Source organism: Burkholderia stagnalis, from assembly GCF_039848545.1.
In the GTDB taxonomy this organism is placed as follows: Bacteria; Pseudomonadota; Gammaproteobacteria; order Burkholderiales; family Burkholderiaceae; genus Burkholderia; species Burkholderia stagnalis.
On the sequence record NZ_CP156686.1, the window covers coordinates 489,788 to 505,092 of the forward strand.

Below are 15,305 nucleotides of genomic sequence, written 5' to 3' on the forward strand. Positions count from 1 at the left end.
GAATCCGTGAACAGTGGCAGGCACGGCGCGCGCGGTGCGCGCCGCGGGGAACGAACGTCAGGCGGTGCGCAGCGTGTCGCGGCGGCGGCTGTACAGCAGCACCGTCGCACCGAACGCGCATGCGGCGGCGAAGCCCATCCAGTAGCCGGGCGCGGCCTTGTCGCCGGTCGAGTGGATCAGCGCGGTCGAGATTGCGGGCGTGAAGCCGCCGAACACCGCGGTCGCGAGGCTGTACGCGAGCGAGAATCCGGCGACGCGCACCTCGACGGGCATCACCTCGGTCAGCGCGGCCACCATTGCGCCGTTGTAGAGGCCGTACATGAACGACAGCCACAGCAGCACGAGCAGCATGTTGGCGAAGCTCGGCGCGTGCGCCAGCAGCGACAGCGCGGGGTAGGCGGTCAGCACGTTCAGCGCGGTCATCGCGAGCAGCACCGGGCGGCGGCCGAAGCGGTCGGACAGCGTGCCGCCGATCGGCAGCCAGATGAAGTTCGACACGGCCACGCACAGCGTGACGAGCAGGCTGTCCGCGGTGCTCAGGTGCAGCACGGTCTTGCCGAAGGTCGGCGCATAGACGGTGATCAGGTAGAAGCTCGTGGTCGTCATCGCGACGAGCAGCATCCCGCCGAGCACGACGCTCCAGTTGCGCGCGAGCGTCGCGAACACCTCGCGCGTCGACGGGCGATGCCGGCGCTGCGTATATTCTTCGGTTTCCTGCAGACTGCGGCGCAGCATGAAGATCGCCGGCACGATCATGCAGCCGACGAAGAACGGCACGCGCCAGCCCCATGCGGCGATCTGCGCGGCGCTCAGCCACGCGTTCAGCGCGAAGCCGAGCGCGGCCGCGACGATGATCGACACCTGCTGGCTGGCCGACTGCCAGCTCGTGTAGAAGCCCTTTTTGCCGGGCGTCGCCATTTCCGCGAGATAGACGGACACGCCGCCCAGCTCCGCGCCGGCCGAGAAGCCCTGCAGCAGGCGGCCGACGAGCACGGCGGCCGGCGCGAGCAGGCCGATCGATGCGTAGCCGGGCACGAACGCGATCAGGATCGTGCCGCTCGCCATGATCGACAGCGTGACGATCAGGCCCTTGCGGCGGCCGACCTCGTCGATGTACGCGCCGAGCACGATCGCGCCGAGCGGGCGCATCAGGAAGCCCGCGCCGAACACCGCGAAGGTCATCATCAGCGACGCGAACTCGCTCGTCGACGGAAAGAACACCGACGCGATCTGCGTCGCGTAGAAGCCGAACAGGAAGAAGTCGAACTGCTCGAGGAAGTTGCCGGCGGTGACGCGGAATACGGCCGCGGCCTTGGAAGGGGCAGGGGGGGCCACGGGATGTGACATCTGGGTTGTCTCCGGAATTTCATTGGGCGGCGTCCGGACGGGCCGGAGCGAGCACACATGGTCGTCCCGAATGGCGCTCGCGATAAGTGCTTTTTTTCGAAGGATTGATGCGCGTACGTTATCAATCACACGCGCCGGATGCGCGGGGAACGCCGCTCGGCCGCGATGCGTCCCGGATCTATACTGGCCCTCATCCCGTGCGATTCCGGAAAGCCCGATGTCCCGCTTGCCCGCCACGCTCCTCGCGTCGATCGATGCCGACAAGGCGGCGCTCGATGCCGCGCGCCCGCTGTCGCGAGAGGTGTGCCTGTCGTTGCGCGCGAAGCTGATGTCGGTACGGGCCGGTGGCGTGAATGCGAGCACGAGCGGCGACGATGCGCCGGCGCCAAGCGAGACCCAGGTCGTGCTCGAAAGCCTCCTGACGGCCGCGATGTCCGCGCGCGCGCCGGCGGATGCGGCGCGTCTTGGCGATGCGATCCGCTATGCCGAGGACATCGTCGCGCAGCGCGAGCCGCTTTGCGAGCGGCAGATCCGCAACCTTCACCGGCTGGTGCTGAAGGGGCAAGGCGAAGTGCGGCCGTACCGCCAGGAGAACGTCGCGATCGCGGGCGCGGCCACGCACCCGCCCGACTTCCTGGACGTGCCGGCCGCCATGTCGGCGCTGATCGACTGGTACGGCGCCGCCGCCGCGCTGCACCCGATCGAGCGGGCGGCGCAGCTGCACACGCGCTTCGTCGGAATCCATCCGTTCGTCGACGGCAACGGCCGCACCGCGCGGCTGCTGCTCGGCCTCGAGCTGATGAAGGCCGGCTACCCGCCCGCGGCCATTCGTACGAAGGATCGCCGCGCGTACTATGATGCGCTGGACGGCGCGTGCATGCGCGGCGACTTCGGCGACATCACGCGCGTGGTCGCACAAGCCGTGCAGCGCGCGCTGCGCCTGACTCTCGACCTGCTCGGGCCGCGCCGGGCCGACCCCTTTCCCAACCTCCCCGACGGAGAACCGACGTGCCCGCTGCCGCTCCCGCCACGCTGAGATTTTCGACCGACCCGCGCGAACTCGACGTCGACGCGATCTACGACTTCCTGCATCTCGACGCGTATTGGTCCAAGGGCATTCCGCGCGACGTGTTCGACCGCTCGCTCGCCGGCTCGCTGTGCTTCGGCGCGTACCTGGGCGACCGGCAGGTGGGATTCGCGCGGCTCGTGACCGATCACGCGACGTTCGCGTACCTGTGCGACGTATTCGTGTTCCCGGCCGAGCGCGGCCACGGCTACGGCCGCGCGCTGATCGACCACGTGTTCGCGCAGGAGATGGTGCAGGGGCTGCGCCGCATCATGCTGGTGACCGCCGACGCGCACGCGCTGTACCGGCCGGTCGGTTTCGGGCTGTCGGAGAACCCCGAGCGGATCATGGAAATCCGCCGCCCGGACATCTACACGAAGCGCTGACGCGGTGCGCATACAATACGCGCTTCCCGAATCACTGAATCACTGAAGGAAGCACGTCATGACCGAACAGGAAGCCGAACAGCTCGCGACCCACCGCCATTACAAGGGCGGCCTGTACCGCTTCGTCGGCGTCGCCCGGCACTCCGAAACCGAGGAATCGCTCGTCGTGTACGAGCACCTGTGGCCGCATGCGCGCGGGCTGTGGGTGCGGCCGGAAGCGATGTTCAACGAGAACCTCGAGGACGGCACGCCGCGCTTCCGCAAGCTGCGCGACTGAGCGGCCGTCACGGCGTCAGGATCCCGCGCCTCCCGTCTGGCCGGCCGCTGCCTGCTGCCGCATCGCCAGCGCGAAGAAGCGCCGGATCTCGTCCATCAGTTCCGCGCGCGCCGACGCGAAATCGAACGCACGCCGGTGTTCCGGCGTGTAGCGGCGGCGCCAGTCGTCCGCCGCGTGCCGCGCCTCGCGCGCGCGCAGCACGTCGAGTTCCGGCGTGCGCAGCGCGTGATCCGCGATCAGCGTCACGCCTTCTCGGCTCACTTCCAGCACGCCGCCCGCCACCAGGATCCTGCGATGCGCGCCGCCCGGCGCGTCGACGAGCGTCACCACGCCGGGCCGCAGCCGCGTGAGCAGCGGCGCGTGCCGCGGATAGATGCCGAGTTCGCCGCTTTCGCCGGGCGCGCTGACGAAATGCGCGTCGCCGGAATACAGCACCTGTTCGACGCTCAGGATGTCGAGCTTCATCGTGGATTCCACGTGCGCCTCCGTCAGACGGCCGCCGCGCCGGCGACGATCTCGCACAGCTCGGTGGTGATCTGCGCCTGCCGCGTCTTCTGATACAGGTGCCGCAGGCCGTGCAGCACGCGATCGGCGTTCTCGGTCGCGGTCTGCATGCTGAACATGCGCGCGCATTGCTCGCACGCGTAGTTCTCGACGACGGCCTGGTAGAGCATCGCCTCGACGTAGCGCAGCAGCAGCGTATCCACCGCCGGCTTCGGCGCCGGCTCGTACAGGTAGTCCGACGTCGCGGCGGCGCCCGCGGGCGCGGCGCCGTCGAGGCCCGTGACGGGCAGCACCGGGTCGATGCGCGGCTCGTAGGCGAGCGGGCTCGTCAGCCGGTTGTACGCGACGTGCACCTCGTCGAGCTCGCCGGCAACGAACGCCGACAGCGGCACGAGCAGCGCGCCGAGCATCGTGTCGAAGTGCGGCGCGGCGGCGAGGCTGGCGGCGCGTGCGGTGATGTTCGCGCCATAGCGCGCGAGCGGCGCGACGCCGCGTGCGCCGATCACGCTCAGCTCGCACGCGACGCCGGCCTGGTCCCAGCGTTCGAGCGCATCGACGCACTGCACGAGGAGCCGCGCATTGAGCGGCCCGCACAGCCCGCGATCCGTGCTGACGACGATCAGGCCGACCCGCCGCACCGGCGTGCGTTGCGCCATCAGCGCCGACGCGTGATCGGGCCGGTCGCGCAGCACGCGCTCGGCCATCGCCTTGACCTTCTCCGCATACGGCCGGAAATCGCGGGCGCGCTTCTGCGCGTTCGCCATCTTGGTGCGCGCCATCATTTCCATGGCCCGAGTGATCTTGCGCGTCGACGACGTGCTGGCGATCTTCGAGCGGATTTCGCGAATGTGCATGACTTCTCGCGGAGAGCGCGCCGGCGCGGGCCGACGCGCGATTGTGAGGCGGCGCGCGATGCGCCGCGGCGGCGGCCCGTGATGCCGCTGTGTCGAAACCATGCTATCGGGACTTCACCTGATCCGATTGATGCGCGTCAAACATCCGTCCGACGAATCGCACCAGAATCCGTTCACGTGACCACGGAGGTGTGCCCGATGACCGATTCGACCGATTCCACCGATTCAACCCGTTCGACTGATACCCGCCCGCATCGGAAATACGACGCGTTGATCGCGCGCTGTCGCTCGCTCAGCCCCGTGACCGTCGCGGTCGCGCACCCGTGCGACGAGGTGTCGTTGCGCGCGGCCGTCGACGCGGCGCACGCCGGCCTCATCGTGCCGGTGCTGGTCGGCCCGGTCGCGCGGATGACGGCGCTCGCCGCGATGGTCGGCCTCGACCTGTCCGCGTACCGGCTCGTCGATGCGCCGCACAGCCATGCGGCCGCGGCGCAGGCCGTCGCACTGGTGCGCGCGGGCGAGGCCGACGCGCTGATGAAGGGCAGCCTGCATACCGACGAACTGCTCGCGGAAGTCGTGCGCGCCGATTCGGGCATCCGCACCGAGCGGCGCCTGAGCCACGTGTTCATCATGGACGTGCCGACCTACCGCAAGCCGCTGTTCATCACCGACGCGGCCGTCAACATCCGGCCGACGCTCGAGCAGAAGGTCGACATCGTGCAGAACGCGATCGATCTCGCCCACGCGCTCGGCGTCGAGCGGCCGAAGGTCGCGATCCTGTCGGCGGTCGAGACAGTCAGCTCGAAGCTGCCGTCGACGCTCGACGCGGCGGCGCTGTGCAAGATGGCCGAACGCGGCCAGATCACGGGCGGCGTGCTCGACGGCCCGCTCGCGCTGGACAACGCGATCAGCCCGGAAGCCGCGCGGCTCAAGCACCTCGGCTCCGACGTCGCGGGCGATGCCGACATCCTGCTCGCGCCCGACCTGGAGGCCGGCAACATGCTCGCGAAGGAGCTGACCTTCCTCGCCAACGCGGACGCGGCCGGCATCGTGCTCGGCGCGCGCGTGCCGATCATCCTGACGAGCCGCGCCGACAGCGAACGCACGCGGATGGCGAGCTGCGCCGTCGCGGCGCTCCATGCGCATGCAATGCACGCGTCCGGCGCACCCGCGCCGGCGATGTCCTGAGCGGGAGGGCGCGATGCAACATCCGGTTCTCGTCCTGAATGCGGGCTCGTCGAGCCTCAAGTTTTCCGTCTACGACACGCGCGACGACGGCTCGCTCGTCGCGGGCGTGCACGGCCAGGTGGACAGCCTGCACACGGCGCCGCGCCTCGTCGTCGAGGATGCGCACGGCGCGCCGCTGGCCGACCGGCCGGTCGCGCAGCCCGGCCATCACGGCGCGATCGACGCGCTGCACGCGTGGTTCGCGGCGCATGTCGGCCGCGACGCGGCGTTCGACGGCGTCGGCCATCGGGTCGTGCACGGCGGGCCGCATTTCGCGGCGCCGGTGCGGATCGACGCGCAGGTGCTCGATGCGATCGCCGCGCTGTCGCCGCTCGCGCCGCTGCATCAGCCGCACCACGTCGACGCGATCCGCGCGGTCAGCGCGGTCGCGCCGGATCTGCCGCAGGTCGCATGCTTCGATACCGCGTTTCATGCGACGCTGCCGGCGCTCGAGCGCGAGTTCGCGCTGCCGCGCGCGCTGACCGCGCAGGGCATCGTGCGCTACGGGTTTCACGGGCTGTCGTACGAATACATCACGACGGCGCTCGCCGCGCTCGACCGCGACTGGACGCAGCGCCGCACGATCGTCGCGCATCTCGGCAACGGCGCGAGCCTGTGCGCGCTCGAGCAGGGCCGCAGCGTCGCGACGACGATGGGCTTCACGGCCGTCGACGGCCTGCCGATGGGCACGCGCACGGGCGCGCTGGACCCCGGCGCGATCCTGTACCTGATGCGTCACGAAGGGCTGAGCGTCGACGAGGTCGAGCATCTGATCTACGCGGAATCGGGGCTGCTCGGCGTGTCGGGCATCTCGAGCGACATGCGCACGCTGCTCGCGAGCGACGCGCCCGCGGCCGCGCACGCGATCGACCTGTTCGCATATCGCGCCGCGCGCGAGCTGGGCGCGCTGGCCGGCGTGCTGGGCGGCCTCGATACGCTGGTGTTCACCGCCGGGATCGGCGAGCACGCGCCGCGCGTGCGCGAGCGCATCTGCCGCGGCGCGGCGTGGCTCGGCGTCGAACTCGACGACGCGGCGAACGCGGCCAGCCGGCCGGTGATTTCGAGCGCGGCGTCGCGCGTCACGGTGCGCGTGATCCCGACCGACGAGAACCTGATGATCGCGCGGCATACGCGCCGCGTGCTGGATGCCTGCGCCGTGCCCACCCCGCATCCCGTCGAGTGAGAAACCGGTGAGCGCCGCCGCGACGATGTTGCGCGGCGGCCGCTGGCCTTATGCTTCGGCGATCGCCTGCGCGAGCGCGGGCGGCGCATCCCCGATCGTGACCGTCGGCGTGCCGTGCCACGCCGCGAGCTTCTTCACCGCCTTCGCGACGTCGCTCGCGAGCCCCGCGCCGATCCGCACGCCCGGCTCGACGTGCACGGCCTTCAGCTCGAAGGTGCCGAGCACGCGATGCGCCTTCGCGTCGACCCGGCCGACCAGCCGCCCGCGATGCAGCACCGGCAGGCAGAAATAGCCGTAGCGCCGCTTGTGCGCGGGCGTGTAGCACTCGATCGTGTAGTCGAAGCCGAACAGCGTGGACGCGCGCCGCCGGTCCCACACCACCGGATCGAACGGCGACAGCAGCGTCGTGACCGTCGAGCGCAGCGTGTCGGCCGCGGCGGCCGGCAGCAACGCTTCGAGCGAGCGATGCACGTAGGCCGGCTCGTCCCAGCCGTCGACCGCGACCGGCATCAGCTCGCCCGCATCGGCGAGCGCATCGAGTTCCGCGCGGTACGAGCGGCGCGGCAGCCGGTAATAGTCCGCGACCCAGTCGGCGCGCACGATCCCGAGCGCGCGGCACGTATGGTCGAGCAGCGCGGGCAGCACCGCTTCGCGCGGCGGCAGGTCGCGCGCGTCGTCCCAGCCGGGCAGCACGCGCTCGCGCACGTCGTACACGCGCTGGAAGTTGCGGCGCTCGGCCACCATCAGGTCGCCGGTCGTGAACAGCACTTCGAGGTGGCGCTTCTCCGGCTTGCGGTCCCACCAGCCGTTGCCTTTCACGCCGTCCTCGCGCGCGAAATCCGCCGAGCGCACCGGGCCGTCCGCGCGGATGCGCGCGAGCAGCCGTTCGATGTCGGCGCGATGGTGCCGGTGCCAGTCGGCCGCGTATTTCCAGCCCATGCCGGACGGATCGAGCATCTTGTAGCGCATCAGGCCGAACTGCTCGATCGGCAGGAAGCACGCCTCGTGCGACCAGTATTCGAACAGCCGCGCCTCGGCGAGATGCTCGTCGAGCCATTGCGGCGCGAACGCGCCGAGCCGGCTGTACAGCACGAGGTACGGGCTGCGTGCGACGACGTGGATCGTATCGATCTGCAACTGCGCCATGCGGCGGATCGTGTCGAGCACGTCGGCCTTGGTCGCCTTGCGGCGCGGCGGCGCGAGCAGGCCCTGCGCGGCGAGATGCAAGGCGCGGGCGGCGGCGGGCGAGAGCGTGAGCATCGGGGGCGGTGGAGGATGGCGGTCGGGCACCACTTTAGCGCGAATCCGGCGCGTGCGCCCGATACGTTCCCGCAACGCATCTGACAATCGTTGACAGACGCGTCGTTCGAGATTCCCTATAGTGCATTCCAGAGCGCGCTGCAGTGCGCGCGCCGATTCCGCTTCCGACGCACGATATGTCCATGGCACGCACGAAGCGAATCCGGGTATCTCAACCCCCAACGCGAGACCCGGAGCCCTGAGCGGACATCCACGCGGTTGTGCACCGGCCCCGTGTGGATGTCCGCTGATTTTTTCGTGGCGGCGTTCCCGCCGCTTTCCGTCGTTTTCCCGCCTTCCCCGATTCGTTTCCTACTGGCGCCTGCCGCGTGCGATATCGTCGCCTGCGCCCGGCGGCAGCCTGCGCGTGATCGGAATCGAGGCGAACGAGCACATCCCGACCACCAGGAACGCGGGCCAGAAATCCGACCAGACCATCTGCGAGTGCCCTTGCGCCCAGTGCGACACGTGCAGCACGAGGCCCGCGACGGTGACGCCGAGCCCGAGCGACATCTGCTGGACCACGCTGCCGAGGCTCGTCGCGCGGCCCGCGTCGCGCGGGGAGATATCCGCGTAGATGATCGAATTCAGGCTCGTGAACTGCAGCGCGGGGAAGATCCCGCCGACCAGCACGATCAGCCAGATCGCCCAGGTCGCCATGCCCGGATGGAACACGCCGTACGCGGCGATCGCGAGCCCCGCGAAGGCCGCGTTGTAGATCAGCACCGTGCGAAAGCCGAAGCGGCGCAGCGTATGGGTGGCCGTCGAGCGGCTCATCGCGCCGCCGAGCGCGGACGCGCAGGTGATCAGCCCCGAATGGAATGCGGACATGCCGAGCCCTTCCTGCAGCGCGAGCGGCAGCAGGAACGGCACCGCGCCGAGGCCGATGCGGAACAGCGAGCCGCCGACGACGCTTGCATGAAAGGTCGGGATGCGCAGGAACGTGAGGTCGAGCACCGGCCGCTCCTTGCGGCGCGCGTACGGCACGTAGAGCGCGAGCAGCGCGCCGCCGGCCGCGCACATGGTGAGCGCGTTGCCGCGCGTGGTCAGTGCGCCGTCGATCAGCGTGAGGCCCATCAGCAGCAGCGCGGCGCCGCTCGCCGACAGCAGGAAGCCGAACCAGTCGAGCGGGCCCGGGTCGGGCTCGCGCGTGTTCGCGATGTGCTTGCTGGCGAGGTAGATGCCGTACAGGCCGATCGGCACGTTGATGAAGAAGATCATCCGCCAGTGCAGGTACGTCGTGATGAAGCCGCCCACCAGCGGGCCGACCGTCGGGCCGAACAGCGCGGGGATCGCGAGGTAGTTCATCGCGCGCACGAGATCGGCGCGCGGCACCGCGCGGAAGATGATGATGCGCCCGACCGGCACCATCATCGCGCCGCCGACGCCCTGCACGAAGCGCGCGAACGTCAGCAGGCCGAGGGAGTTGGACGCGGCGCACATCAGCGAGCCGACGACGAAGATGCCGATCGCGGTGCGGAACACGCTGCGGGCGCTGAAGCGATCGGCGAGCCAGCCGCAGATCGGGATGAACACGCCGAGCCCGACTACATACGCGGTGATCGCGATGTTCAGCGTGACGGGGCTGTGCCCGAAATCGCGCGCCATCGCGGGCAGGGCAGTGACGATGATGTTCGCGTCGACGCTCTCCATGAACAACGCACAGGCAACGATGAGCGGTGCTAGGAAGACGGGCGACATGGGCTGGGCGCGCGGTAAAGACGCCATTATGCATCGTTTGCTGCCGATGCGTCACGTATGACAACGGTTGTTCCGCATGTTGCAACAGTTGTTCCTTCGGCGCGGCGGCGCAAGGAGACGACTTCGGCGCGCATGAAGAACGGCGCGCGGCGCCGATGGTTGCGCGGCCATCGATTGCCCCGTTTGACGAAGGGGAAAGCGCGTTCCTAGAATACGAGCGCCGACTCGCTTTCGAAACCCGCCGCCGCACCATGCCCCGCACGCCTGCCAGCACACCGATCGCACCGCGCAAGTCGCCGCGCCAGCGGCGCTCGACGGCCACCGTCGATGCGATCGTCGAAGCCGCCGCGCAAATTCTCGAACGCGACGGCTTCGAAGGCTATACGACGAATGCCGTCGCCGCGCAGGCCGGCGTCAGCATCGGCTCGCTCTACCAGTACTTCCCGAATCGCGATGCGCTGACCGCCATGCTGTCCGCGCGCGAAAGCGCGGTGCTGCTCGATGACGTCGCGCGCGCCGCGGCGCTGCCGACGTGCGACGCGATCCTGCATGCGCTGGTGCGCGCGGCGGTCGCGCATCAGCTGCGCCGCCCTGCGCTCGCGCGGCTGATCGATTTCGAGGAGGCGCGGCTGCCGCTCGGCGAGCAGGCGCAGCGCGTCACGAGCCGCATTCACGCCGTGGTGATGATCGCGTTCGGCCGGGACGACGCGCCGCGGCTCGCGGCGCCGGCGCTCGTCGCGCACGACCTGCTCGCGATGATCAAGGGCCTCGTCGATGCGGCGGGCGCGCGTGGCGAGACCGATGCGGATGCGCTCGACGCGCGCGTGTGGCGCGCGGTGCGCGGCTATCTGCGCGAATCGCACGACGCCGCGCTTGCCTGACGCGCGCGTTTCGTGCGACAGTCGGGCCACTTGCGGACATAACGACGCGCATCGATCGACGGCCATCGAGACGAGCGCACCGCGCGAACGAGACCTCGTGCCGACCCACTCACCATCGACAGGAGGGGACACGTCATGACGTCACGTCGTGCCGCATCAACTGCATTCGCTGCTTCGGTCGCATCGTTCCCGTCGCCGCCCGCGCGGCGCGTGCGCTGGGCCGCCGCGCTGGCCGTTGCCTATCTCGCCGTCGCTGGCTGCGCCGCGCAGGCGGACAGCGCGAACCAGGCCGCAAGCCGGGCCGCCGTTCAATCCACCGCGCCCGCTACATCCGCCTCGAGCACGATCCTGCCGCCGCCGAGCCAGCTATACGGCGACCTGTTCGTCGCGGTGCAGACCGCGCAGCTCTATCCCGATCAGAAGACCTTCGTCGATGCGACGCCGGACACCGATCCGGCCACGCTCGTCCAGCTGTATCAACAGCAGCGATCGCTGCCGGGCTTCTCGCTGCAGGCGTTCGCGGGCCAGCACTTCACGCCGCCCGTCGACCAGGGCGTCACGCCGCCGCCGAACCAGACGCTGCGCGAGCACATCGACTGGCTGTGGCCGAAGCTCACGCGCTCGAGCGCGACGGTGCCGCCGTACAGTTCGCTGATCCCGCTGCCGCAGCCGTACGTGGTGCCGGGCGGGCGCTTCCGCGAAGGCTATTACTGGGACACGTATTTCACGATGCTCGGCCTGCAGGTGTCGGGCCGCGAGGATCTCGTCGACGCCATGCTCGACAACTTCGCGCACCTGATCGGCACGCTCGGCCACGTGCCGAACGGCAACCGCACGTACTATGCGAGCCGCTCGCAGCCGCCGTTCTTCGCGTACATGGTGACGCTCGCCGCGCAGGCCGAAGGCGACGCGGTGGTCCAGAAGTACCTGCCCGCGCTGCGCCGCGAGCATGCGTACTGGATGGAGGGCGAGCGCACGACGCCGCGCGGCGGCGCGGCCCGCCACGTGGTCGCGCTGCCCGACGGCGCGATCCTGAACCGCTACTGGGATGCGAGCGACACGCCGCGCGACGAGTCGTATCTGGAGGACGTGAAGACCGCGCAGGCGGCGCCCGGCCGTCCCGCGAGCGAGGTGTGGCGCGACTTGCGCGCGGGCGCGGAAAGCGGCTGGGACTACAGCTCGCGCTGGCTCGGCGACGGCAAGACGCTCGCGACCATCCGCACGACGTCGATCGTGCCGGTCGACCTGAACAGCCTGATGTTCCATCTCGAAAAGACGATCGTGAAGGGCTGCGCGATCGCTCGCGACGTCGCGTGCGTCGCCGATTTTTCCGCGCGCGCGGCGCAGCGGGCGAAAGCGATCAACCATTACCTGTGGAATCGCCGCGGCTACTACGGTGACTACGACTGGCAGTTGCGCCAGCCGCGCGACGCGATTACCGCGGCCGCGCTGTATCCGCTGTTCGCGGGCGTCGCGTGGCCGGAGCGCGCGAAGGCGACCGCGCGCGAGGTGCGCACGGCGCTGCTGCAGCCGGGCGGCCTTGCGACCACCACCGCGACTACCGGCCAGCAATGGGACGCGCCGAACGGCTGGGCGCCGCTGCAGTGGATCGCGGTGGACGGGCTGCGCCGCTACGGCGAGCCCGCGCTCGCGAAGGACATCGGCACGCGCTTCCTTGCGAGCGTGAAGCATGTGTATGCGACCGAGGGCAAGCTCGTCGAGAAATACGTGGTCGAGGGCGCCGGCGCGGGCGGCGGGGGTGGGGGAGAGTACCCGCTGCAGGACGGCTTCGGCTGGACCAATGGCGTGACGTTGAAGCTGCTCGGGTTGTACGGCGAGTGATGAACGCGGCGGCCGAGCGGCCAGTCTGCTTCCCCGGACCGTTGCGTCGATGCACCGGCCGGGGCAGGCACGCCTTCCCGCTGAAAGGTTCGGGCGCCTATTTCCGGGCGCGAATCTTTCAACGCCCGAAACCCGGAAATATTTTTCCGATAACGGGGATTCCAAGGGTTGACTTCGGTTTCGGGCGATTCATAGAATCGGCCATCTTCACTCTTTGGGCGAACGCCTTGGACGCTTGCAGTAGTCGACCTTCGAACGAGTTTTCCGCCTGAGCGACCGACGTCCGCGCCTTTTCAACGCCGCCGTTTGTCACTGAGGCAAACGGTGCGCGCAGCAGTGCTTCGCAGCAACTCCCTACGTGCACCCTGATTCGCGCCAGACCCGCGTGATGCCATCGCGCATGCGTCGTCTGGTTTCGCCGCCGCCCGGCATGCGGCCGCGTTCGCGCACGCCTTTCGCAGGCACTGCGCACGCGACGCCCCGCATGCCGGCCGGTGGTCAACCGTGTTCGTCCGGAACACTGAACAGGAGCCGCCGTGAACGACAGTGACAGTTGTCCCTCAAGTTGCCCCTTATGCCGCCAGACCCTTTTCAACCCGGGTCGCAGGGACACTCCGGCCGACTAGCCTGACCTCGCCCAGGCACCGGACTGGCCCCGCGCCCACGACGCGGCGAGCGCCTTTGCTGCCGCCGCACGGAGCCAGACCATGAACTTCGGCCTTCTGCTGTCGCAATTCCCGCGCGTGACGGAATCGCGCGCGAACTACGACGCGATGCTGTCGCTGGATACCCATCGGCCGTCCTTCGGCCGCCTGCTGAACCAGCTGAAATCGCTGTTTCACTGAACACGCCGCGCGCGCCTCGGCATGCACAGGCGCGGCCGCATCGCGGCCGCGCGTGCCCATCCCAAGGTCACACGCCTGACCGATAACCATTCGCCGTACGGAACACACCATGTCCACGCCATCCAATGTTTCTCCACCGATCGCCGTCGAACGCGGCGCCGTGCTCGACGAAGCCCACCAGGGCGACATCCGCGGCGCGTTCGGCACGATCGCGCATCACGACACCGCGGCGCGCGGCACGTGGTGGGCGCGCGTGCGCACGCTGCTCGCGATCATCGGCCCGGGCCTGATCGTGATGGTCGGCGACAACGACGCGGGCGCGTTCGGCACCTACACGCAAGCGGGCCAGAACTACGGCACGACGCTGCTGTGGACGCTGCTGCTGCTCGTGCCGGTGCTGTACGTGAACCAGGAAATGGTGCTGCGCCTCGGCGCGGTGACGGGCGTCGGCCACGCGCGGCTGATCTTCGAGCGCTTCGGCAAGTTCTGGGGCGCGTTCAGCGTGATCGACCTGTTCCTGCTCAACGCGCTGACGATCGTCACCGAGTTCATCGGCATCACGTTCGTGCTCGACTTCTTCGGGCTGCCGAAGGTCGCGGGCGTGTGCGTGGCCGCCGCGCTGACGATGGCGGCGGTCAGCACCGGCGATTTCCGGCGCTTCGAGCGCTTCGCGATCGTGCTGTGCGTGATGAGCCTGCTGCTCGTGCCGGTGCTCGTGACGATCCATCCGCCGGTCGCGCAGATGTCGCGCGATTTCTTCGTGCCGAACTGGCCCGCGCACGCGAAGCTCTCCGACGTGATGCTGCTCGTGATCGGCGTGGTCGGCACGACGGTGGCGCCGTGGCAACTGTTCTTCCAGCAGAGCTACGTGATCGACAAGCGCATCACGCCGCGCTTCATGAAGTACGAGAAGGCCGACCTGTGGATCGGGATCGTGTTCGTGCTGATCGGCGCGGTGGCGATGATCGGCTTCAGCTCGGCGCTGTTCGGCGGCCGTCCCGAGTTCGGCAACTTCACGGACGCGGGCGGCGTGATCGGCGGCCTGGAAAAGTATGCGGGCCGCACGAGCGCGACGCTGTTCGCGGTCGCGCTGCTCGACGCGTGCATCATCGGCGCGGCGGCCGTGTCGCTGTCGACCGCGTATGCGATCGGCGATGTGTTCAAGATCCGCCATTCGCTGCACCGCAACGTGTCGGACGCGAAGGGCTTCTATCTCGTCTACTTCGGCATCGTGGCCGCCGCCGCCGCGATCGTGCTGATTCCGGGCAGCCCGCTCGGCCTGCTGACGGAAGCGGTGCAGACGCTCGCGGGCGTGCTGCTGCCGAGCGCGACCGTGTTCCTGCTGCTGCTCTGCAACGACCGGCAGGTGCTCGGGCCGTGGGTCAACTCGACGAAGCTCAACATCTTTACGGGCGCGGTGATCTGGGTGCTGGTGCTGCTGTCGATCATCCTGACCGCGTCGGTGCTGTATCCGGACATCAGCGGCACGGCGATCGTCGACGTGCTGGTCGGCGGCACCGTGTTCGCGATCGCGGGCTATCTCGCCACCGTGCTGTTGCGGCGCAACGGGAAAGTGATCGACCCCGGCATCGACCGCGCGCTGCGCGACACGTGGCGCATGCCGTCGCTCGACACGCTCGAACCGCAGAAGATGACGCTCGCGACGCGGATCTGGATGGGCGTGATGCGCGGCTACCTCGTGATCGCGGTCGGCCTCGTGATCGTGAAGGTCGTGCAGATGATGCTGGTCAGGTAGACGGTTCCTCAGCGCGGCGCCGCTGACGGCGCCGCTTTCGTGCGCGCATGCCGGCCCGTCGAGGTTGGCATGCGCGCTTGTTTTTGGCGTCGACCGATTTCCGCTTGCGCAATGCCGGAAGGATGCGGGCGCAACCA

General features: G+C 69.3%; 14 protein-coding genes. 9 read left to right on the forward strand and 5 right to left on the reverse strand.

Annotation, left to right across the window (positions count from 1 at the left end; all coding sequences use genetic code 11):
* Positions 1-57: 57 nt before the first annotated feature.
* On the reverse strand, positions 58-1,347 hold the full coding sequence (locus tag ABFO07_RS19075) for an MFS transporter (protein ID WP_059880108.1): 1,290 nt from the start codon (positions 1,345-1,347) through the stop codon (positions 58-60).
* A 217-nt stretch (positions 1,348-1,564) separates the two neighbouring features.
* Here ABFO07_RS19075 and ABFO07_RS19080 point away from each other — a divergent pair, with 217 nt between their 5' ends.
* From ABFO07_RS19080 to ABFO07_RS19090, 3 genes are read left to right on the forward strand one after another with little or no spacing between them, the layout of a single operon-like run.
* Complete coding sequence (locus ABFO07_RS19080; protein ID WP_124491148.1) at positions 1,565-2,383, forward strand: Fic family protein; 819 nt, start codon at positions 1,565-1,567, stop codon at positions 2,381-2,383.
* Positions 2,356-2,799, forward strand: coding sequence for a GNAT family N-acetyltransferase (locus ABFO07_RS19085; RefSeq protein ID WP_059906530.1), 444 nt, complete (start codon positions 2,356-2,358; stop codon positions 2,797-2,799). The genes ABFO07_RS19080 and ABFO07_RS19085 overlap by 28 nt, the downstream gene beginning before the upstream one ends.
* Before the next feature lie 58 nt (positions 2,800-2,857).
* Positions 2,858-3,076 (forward strand): DUF1653 domain-containing protein, encoded by a 219-nt coding sequence (locus tag ABFO07_RS19090; protein WP_017328831.1) that lies wholly within the window; start codon positions 2,858-2,860, stop codon positions 3,074-3,076.
* Between the two features lie 15 nt (positions 3,077-3,091).
* Here ABFO07_RS19090 and atpC read toward each other — a convergent pair whose 3' ends face one another.
* Positions 3,092-3,553: an ATP synthase F1 subunit epsilon gene (gene atpC, locus ABFO07_RS19095; protein WP_059804480.1), complete on the reverse strand. Its 462-nt coding sequence runs from the start codon at positions 3,551-3,553 to the stop codon at positions 3,092-3,094.
* Between the two features lie 11 nt (positions 3,554-3,564).
* Entirely contained in the window at positions 3,565-4,434 is an 870-nt protein-coding gene (gene atpG, locus ABFO07_RS19100) for an ATP synthase F1 subunit gamma (protein WP_059805030.1), read from the reverse strand.
* A gap of 198 nt (positions 4,435-4,632) precedes the next feature.
* Between atpG and ABFO07_RS19105 the strand changes: the two genes are divergently transcribed.
* On the forward strand, positions 4,633-5,622 hold the full coding sequence (locus ABFO07_RS19105) for a phosphate acetyltransferase (protein WP_059923236.1): 990 nt from the start codon (positions 4,633-4,635) through the stop codon (positions 5,620-5,622).
* A gap of 13 nt (positions 5,623-5,635) precedes the next feature.
* Entirely contained in the window at positions 5,636-6,844 is a 1,209-nt protein-coding gene (locus tag ABFO07_RS19110; RefSeq protein WP_059891917.1) for an acetate/propionate family kinase, read from the forward strand.
* A gap of 48 nt (positions 6,845-6,892) precedes the next feature.
* Here ABFO07_RS19110 and ABFO07_RS19115 read toward each other — a convergent pair whose 3' ends face one another.
* Both ABFO07_RS19115 and ABFO07_RS19120 read right to left on the reverse strand, forming a co-directional pair.
* The gene (locus ABFO07_RS19115; RefSeq protein WP_347469401.1) at positions 6,893-8,104 is read right to left on the reverse strand and encodes a winged helix-turn-helix domain-containing protein; all 1,212 of its coding nucleotides are present in this window, start codon (positions 8,102-8,104) and stop codon (positions 6,893-6,895) included.
* 351 nt (positions 8,105-8,455) lie between these two features.
* Positions 8,456-9,844, reverse strand: a complete 1,389-nt coding sequence (locus ABFO07_RS19120) for an MFS transporter (protein ID WP_347469402.1) — start codon at positions 9,842-9,844, stop codon at positions 8,456-8,458.
* A gap of 251 nt (positions 9,845-10,095) precedes the next feature.
* Between ABFO07_RS19120 and ABFO07_RS19125 the strand changes: the two genes are divergently transcribed.
* From ABFO07_RS19125 to ABFO07_RS19140, 4 genes are all read left to right on the forward strand, one after another.
* On the forward strand, positions 10,096-10,725 hold the full coding sequence (locus tag ABFO07_RS19125; RefSeq protein ID WP_059891918.1) for a TetR/AcrR family transcriptional regulator: 630 nt from the start codon (positions 10,096-10,098) through the stop codon (positions 10,723-10,725).
* A 135-nt stretch (positions 10,726-10,860) separates the two neighbouring features.
* Positions 10,861-12,567 carry an alpha,alpha-trehalase TreA gene (gene treA, locus ABFO07_RS19130; RefSeq protein ID WP_347469403.1) on the forward strand — a complete coding sequence of 569 codons (1,707 nt, stop codon included), beginning with the start codon at positions 10,861-10,863 and terminating at the stop codon, positions 12,565-12,567.
* A 707-nt stretch (positions 12,568-13,274) separates the two neighbouring features.
* Positions 13,275-13,412, forward strand: coding sequence for a hypothetical protein (locus tag ABFO07_RS19135; RefSeq protein WP_167361412.1), 138 nt, complete (start codon positions 13,275-13,277; stop codon positions 13,410-13,412).
* Between the two features lie 109 nt (positions 13,413-13,521).
* Complete coding sequence (locus tag ABFO07_RS19140) at positions 13,522-15,168, forward strand: NRAMP family divalent metal transporter (protein WP_059891920.1); 1,647 nt, start codon at positions 13,522-13,524, stop codon at positions 15,166-15,168.
* Positions 15,169-15,305 lie beyond the last annotated feature (137 nt).

Excerpts from the sequence above, each read along its gene's own strand:
- ABFO07_RS19075 (WP_059880108.1), bottom strand. The coding sequence starts at position 1,347 with ATGTCACATCCCGTGGCCCCCCCTGCCCCTTCCAAGGCCGCGGCCGTA.
- ABFO07_RS19080 (WP_124491148.1), top strand. The coding sequence starts at position 1,565 with ATGTCCCGCTTGCCCGCCACGCTCCTCGCGTCGATCGATGCCGACAAG.
- ABFO07_RS19090 (WP_017328831.1), top strand. The coding sequence starts at position 2,858 with ATGACCGAACAGGAAGCCGAACAGCTCGCGACCCACCGCCATTACAAG.
- atpG (WP_059805030.1), bottom strand. The coding sequence starts at position 4,434 with ATGCACATTCGCGAAATCCGCTCGAAGATCGCCAGCACGTCGTCGACG.
- ABFO07_RS19105 (WP_059923236.1), top strand. The coding sequence starts at position 4,633 with ATGACCGATTCGACCGATTCCACCGATTCAACCCGTTCGACTGATACC.
- ABFO07_RS19110 (WP_059891917.1), top strand. The coding sequence starts at position 5,636 with ATGCAACATCCGGTTCTCGTCCTGAATGCGGGCTCGTCGAGCCTCAAG.
- ABFO07_RS19115 (WP_347469401.1), bottom strand. The coding sequence starts at position 8,104 with ATGCTCACGCTCTCGCCCGCCGCCGCCCGCGCCTTGCATCTCGCCGCG.
- ABFO07_RS19120 (WP_347469402.1), bottom strand. The coding sequence starts at position 9,844 with ATGTCGCCCGTCTTCCTAGCACCGCTCATCGTTGCCTGTGCGTTGTTC.
- ABFO07_RS19125 (WP_059891918.1), top strand. The coding sequence starts at position 10,096 with ATGCCCCGCACGCCTGCCAGCACACCGATCGCACCGCGCAAGTCGCCG.
- treA (WP_347469403.1), top strand. The coding sequence starts at position 10,861 with ATGACGTCACGTCGTGCCGCATCAACTGCATTCGCTGCTTCGGTCGCA.
- ABFO07_RS19135 (WP_167361412.1), top strand. The coding sequence starts at position 13,275 with ATGAACTTCGGCCTTCTGCTGTCGCAATTCCCGCGCGTGACGGAATCG.
- ABFO07_RS19140 (WP_059891920.1), top strand. The coding sequence starts at position 13,522 with ATGTCCACGCCATCCAATGTTTCTCCACCGATCGCCGTCGAACGCGGC.